This is a genomic window from Mycobacterium sp., assembly GCF_049608025.1.
Lineage (GTDB): Bacteria > Actinomycetota > Actinomycetes > Mycobacteriales > Mycobacteriaceae > Mycobacterium.
The window spans coordinates 1-5,915 of sequence record NZ_JBMYXC010000091.1; the positions used below are offsets into that span (position 1 = coordinate 1).

Sequence of the window (5,915 nt, forward strand, 5' to 3'; positions counted from 1 at the left end):
TCCGGCAAGCGCCGTTCTCGGACATAATGTCTTGGGTGTCGGACTGCTCGAAGTTGCGACCATAGGCCAGCGTACCCAGTTCGATCCGTGGGCTTTCAGTCGTGATCGTGGAGCTGCCGCCCAGGACAGTCTCAGTGGTGCCGGTGATGGTCGTCGGGTCCGGGTCGCTACTGGTCGCCCATCCGCGCCCGATGTGACGACCGCGCTGGCTCGAGTAGCACCAACACGCTGGCCCTAGCTGGCCCTCCTGCGCAGCGGCCACGGCGATCGCATGCCGGGCCCCGTACCGGGCATCACCGGAGCTTGCGCCCTCGACCGGGTATTCGTGCGGGAACTGCGTCCGGGGTAGGCCGCTCTCAGCGTAGACATGTGCAGGCCCCGCTGGGTCGCCGTCCGTCAGTCCGTAGATCCGCGGCACCTCATAGATCACGATGTCGACGGGGCGGGCGCAGCCAAGGATCTTTAGCTCCACATCAACGGTTACGCCAGCCGTGCTCCACTGAGCCGGGGCCGACTTTACATAGGAGAGATCCGCCGGCTCGTTGCGTGCCGAGCCCTCCCGCATCGCATGCCACGCGGATCCCTCACCATCATCGATCGCGTAGGGCTCCGCGCCGGCGGCCTGGCAATCGATCGTCGTGGTGACAGTCTCGGTGGTTGACCCATCGTCCCACGTGATGGCGGCCACGATCTGGCCCTGCGCACCGGTGGATGTGTAGGTCTGCTCAGCGCCGCTATCCACGCCGTCCAGCGAGAACGTGGCGCCCGCGAGCATGTACGTGGCATGCACCATCAGCGAACACCCCGGGGTTACCGGGACCCCCTCGAGCTCAAGCAAGGTCAGCTCAGTAGTAGCGCTTGGGTAGGGGGATCGTGGGTCGGCGAAGGCCACCCCCGCTGTATCCCCGTCAACCATGTACGAGTGGCCGTAGGTGTGATCGTACTCGCCGCCCCAGCTGTAATAGCCAATGGTGCGGCGCCCCGCAGCGACCGGGCGATCCTGCGCGCTGAGCATCTGGTGCACGTGCAGCCGCCGCGCGGAACCCAGGGCGCGCAGGTTGTCCAGCGGTGGATCTGTCGGCAGGCCAACAGATTCAAGGTTTACGTTCTGGTCGGCCATCTAGGTTCCTGGTGCTAGGGGGAGCGAGCCGCCCGGGGTTGGTTGGTATGGAGTGACGTGGACGGACTTGATCGCAATGAAGGTGTCACCCGTTGGTGACCCCGCGCCGATCCTCGTTGCCACGTAGACATGGGAGAGACCCAGCGGATCCCGGGCAAGGTCAAGCGCCGTCGAGAACTCCAGCTCATACTCGTCGCCCGATGACGTGGCGGCGATCGTCTCCGCTGTGTAGTTGGTGGCGGTCGGCTGCCCGATGATCCCAAGCTGCCCCGGCCGACGCGTTGAGCTCACGACGGCAACGGCGATGGCGTCATGGTTCCCGGTCCCGGTGAACGTCACCTCGCACAGCACACGCACCTTGGCCTGGCTGAACATTGGCGAGATCGGCCGGCGCCAGTAAAGGTTTGCGTGTGCCTTGTACGTGTCGCCACCAAGCTCGATGTCGGAGAAGTTTCGAGCGGGTGCGTAGCCGTCGCTTGGCTGATGAAATCGCCACCAGGCAAGCGGGGCGAGCGGGTTGAGCTGGCCCGCGGGTAGCCCGGCTTCATAGTCGACGTTGCGCCCCTCGCCAACCTCGGATCCCTCGGCCGTGGGCTCGATCTTGATCTCGTGAACCAAGCCGTCGAACCCGCGCGAGGCGATTGTCGACCCGAAGACCATCACATCGGTAGGGTTATGGGTTGGCTGTGCCGCTGATCCAGTGCCGTCCTGCGTGCCGTCGATGTACATCCGGGCCGTCCTGGTCCCGCCGGAGTGAGTGCACACGACAGCCAGGTGCACCGCCGAGCCTGTGCCGATTGCAGATGTGCTGGTTGCAACCGTCGTGTAGGTGCCCGAGACTTCCCACCCGCATACGAGTTGCCCCGAACCGTTAACCCAGACCACAAGGGGGCAGTTCGCCACGCCGGAATCTAGGACCGCGAAAATCCACATCGTGGTGGCCGGGTAGCTCTCGGGGGTGACCCAACACGAAAGGGTGAAATCAGTCGCCCCGTCCGTGAGCTGGTCGCAGAGGTCTGAATCGACCGCATCCCAGTATTGGTTGCGGCCGTTCTCGATGTCTCGGGCCCGGTCGTTTGCCCCGCCTGGTCCATCCGAGAAGGTGGCGAGTACGTCCGGGCTAGAGAAGTCGTTGTAACCGTAGAAGGTGCCGCTCACCTCCTCAAACACTGAGCTCCAGCCGCCAACCGGGTAGGCGTTAGGGTGGTAGCTGTTGACGATCGGAGAGGCTAGGCGCCGTGCTGAAGCCTTGGCCTGTGCCCCTGCATGCAAGTAGGCCGGGCCCGCCATTGCGCCGTCTGTGCCAAGTGCCGCGGGGATCGGCATGATCGGGTCCGGGTTGATCGCGCCGCTCCCTGTCGATGTCTCGCCTGTGCCGTAATCCTCGTAGGCCTCGGCCGTCGAGTGATAGCGGGTCCCCACGCGAACCTCTGTAATGGTTCCGCCCACCGCGTTGGCGAGCGTGGCCGTGCCGTCGTACCGGCCGCCATAGCTAAAGTTGTCCGTTCCAGACGGCGCAAGGTTGGTGAGCGTCGCGCTGTGCACGGCGATGTCCCCGGCGGTCTGGTTCTCGAGGTAGACCTCACACAGGGCCGCATCGCTGGTGCCGGTGGTTGCTGGGTTTGTGCGCCATGACACCTGGGCCGCATAGGTGTGCGTGGTCGACGTGACGCCGGGCAGCGGCACATCGATATAGGACCCGTTGGAGTTGTCGCGCACCCGGAAGTTGCCGGAGTTCGTGTCAAGCTCATAGGGGTAGGTCGTGTGGCCGGTGTTGCCGTGGTAAACGATCGTCCCGTCCAGTGAGCCGGTGTCGCTTGCCTGGAACACCGCCGAGACCTCGCGCGCAACCCCCGAGATCGCGGTGCGGGTGCTCGTCGCCTCGTAGGCCCCGCCGGTCGCGGCCGTCAGGTTGGCTGCGTTCTGGCTCTGGTCCGCGGTGGCGCTCGTCGCGGTGACGATGCGCAGAATTGTATCTGGCTTGTTTGGCATCTAGTCCAGCTTCCAGCCTGTTGTGGGGCCTGTGCCGAAGTCGGTTGACTCCTCGTCGCACGTGACACTGAGCAGAGTGCGCGGCCAGTTGCTCGTCGTCTGGTCGTCATAGTCGGCCATGTAGACGAGGGTGAATGCATCGGTGAGCATGGTGCCGCTCGTAACGGTGATCGAGAGCGTATGCGTTGACGTGTTCACCGAGACAAGATCAGCCTCGACCGTGTTGCTGTAGGTTGTGCCGTCGTATCCCTGAATGAGCACCAAGCTCACGGTGCCGCCAACGCTTGACCCGCTCGGCTCGTCGAACGCAGCTGAGTCGCTAACGCCGTCGCCGATGTTCCAGGCGTCCGCGTGCACCACCACATCCCAGCTCGATCCAGAGGTGTTGTTTAGGGTGTTGACCCTCGCTACCCCTGACCAGAGCCGGCCTCCCTCGCCCTCGCCGGCCCTCTGCTCTTGAATAAGGATCTCAGCCCGCGTGCAGCCAGCGTAAGGCCCCTTGAGCACAAGCTCAGAGCCCACCACACGTCCCAGTGCGTTGGAGATGCCAAGGCCGCTTCCATCAAGCTTTGGTACGAAGCTGTTTGAAATCTTGACCACAGCGCCCGGGTATAGGAACTGCCCCTGTGTGTGATTGAAGGTTGCGCGCAACGTCGCCGTGCGACCTGCGAGGAAGTTGGCCGCATCCTTCGCCCAGTACGTCTGCGCCTCGTTCTCCCACTTCCACACATCGCCATCGTTCCCGTCGAATAGCCGCTGGTTGGACAGCCCGCGATCCTCGATCGCGTATCCGACCTGCCCGGTGCGTGACCTGCGGCCGCGGTCAAGGCTGCGCATGGTCGTCTCTAGCGTGGTGCCGTCGTCGTCCGGCGTGTCGCGTGTGTTGAACGTGAACGAGTCGATCGGCGGGAAGGGGCGGGACTGCCACTCGGGGATCCAGCCGTCACCGTTGCCACTGGCGTCCGCAAGGTCCGCGTCTGTGAGCGTGTGCTCAACGTCGGACACCGTGACCGGGCGCCACGGCGAGAAGCACCGATATTGCGGGCGCTCGCCGCTGCCCTTCTTGATGCCCATGCACCAACCGCGGGACACGTGCGCCCCCTTGATGACCTCGGATGCCGGGAAGGGCCCAACCTTGGCATATACGCACGAGGCCATGGCCCCGAGCTCGCCGTTAGGCAGGCCCGCGGCTGCCGTGCGCCACGAGTTCAGGTCCACAGCCTCGCCCTCAATGTTCAGGCCTAGCGATGCGATCTCGACATCACCAGACCAGTATTGAATGCCAGTGGCCGCGGCGGGCTGGTTGTCGCCAGCGCTGGGCGGTGTTAGGCCGGACCAGCTGCCGGCGGTGCCGCCGCTCAGGATCATGCGGGGGACCACGCGCCACGCCTGATCCGGGTACGTGTCCGGGCCAAGCGTATAGCCGCCTAGCCTACCAATGAAGCCGGCCTCCAGTCGCGTCGATCCGCCCACGGTGAGCGGTGCCGTGATCCGTCGGTCCTCAAAGCCGAACGCGCGCGGGTCTTCCCAGCGAACTACGTAGACCTTGGGTCCCGGGTCCGTGCCTGTGATCGATCCCGCGGCATCTCGCCACGCCACCAGGGCAACCTGATCCACCTCGCGCCGGCTGGCCTCGGTGTCGAATGCGCCAGAGCCCTCGAGCACCTCGCCGCGCACGTGCAGCCAGCCCATCGAATCCACGTCCGCGGCATCGATCTGCGGCGTGTTGGCCAGGTAGGCCGCTGGTGGTTGCGCCTTCTGGGATTCGACCCGCTCAGACCCGAGGCCAAGCGCTATCACCTGCTGGCCTTCAGGCTGAAGCGAGATCGCCCCGCTGCTGTATGCGGGCCTGTAGACGCGGGTTGCCCCGCCGTTGTCCAGGTCTGTTCCGCTGTTGGTAATCGTGAGTGTGGAGAACTGGGCCCACACGTAGCTGTCGAAGTTGAGCTGCGCCGCGCCGGCCGTGCGCAACGATTCCGTCCCGTCTAGCGGTGACCACTGCGCCCCCATCATGCCGCCATTCGCCAGCGTTCGCGGGTCGGTGGGGTCAAGGGACCCGTCACCCTGCGCCACGAAGTCCCACCCGAGGGTCGCGGCCACCTTGGCATGCACGCCAATGATCATCACGCCCTCACGATCGTTGCCGTTGTTATCGATCTGGATGCGTGCTGAGAACTGGTCGAAGGATGCGGCACCAATCGTGCTATATGAAGCGCCCGAGCTGTTGTAGTTGTCCGCGGTCCCGTCGATCGCATCGTCGATCGCAGCATCGATCTCAATGGCCAGATCCTGCGCGGTGGAGCCAGTCAGGTCATAGCCGGAGTCCCAAGCCATGCCGCTATACTCCGTGGTTACACTCCCCGTGAATCCGCCGCTAACCGTCTGCTGCCGCTTCTGGAAGATGACGGCAATCCCAACCTCGCCGGCCTCGAGCTCAGCATAGGGCTTGACCGGGAAATAGCGATCCGGGTTCAGCGCGTTCAGGTCACCACGCAGCCACGAATCGAACCCCTGGATCTCAAGCTGCCACGTGTGCAGGTCCTTGAGCCGCGCCCGGTCTACGAGGCGCCCTTGCCAGATCAGTGATCCACTGGTCACCTGGTCGGCCCAGCTGTCGATCGCGCCGGTCTCCTTGTTGACAAGGATCCTGTGCAGGCCTACGCGCAGGCCGGCGAACACGTGCGGGCTCGTGCCGACAACAACCGGGGCGCCATCGTCACCCGTAGGGGGCGCATGGTCCCAGCCTGCCGGGATACCTGCCGCGCTGGGTACGATGTAGCGGGTTCGCCTGGCCCCTGAGCTG

At 64.8% G+C, this 5,915-nt stretch carries 3 protein-coding genes; all 3 read right to left on the reverse strand.

Annotated features, from left to right (window positions below):
* The coding region (locus tag ACPGXI_RS17490; RefSeq protein WP_526655214.1) for a hypothetical protein at positions 1 to 1,120 on the reverse strand (1,120 nt) is incomplete at its 3' end.
* On the reverse strand, positions 1,121 to 3,112 hold the full coding sequence (locus tag ACPGXI_RS17495) for a LamG-like jellyroll fold domain-containing protein (protein WP_526655216.1): 1,992 nt from the start codon (positions 3,110 to 3,112) through the stop codon (positions 1,121 to 1,123).
* On the reverse strand, positions 3,113 to 5,791 hold the full coding sequence (locus ACPGXI_RS17500) for a hypothetical protein (protein ID WP_526655218.1): 2,679 nt from the start codon (positions 5,789 to 5,791) through the stop codon (positions 3,113 to 3,115).
* Positions 5,792 to 5,915 lie beyond the last annotated feature (124 nt).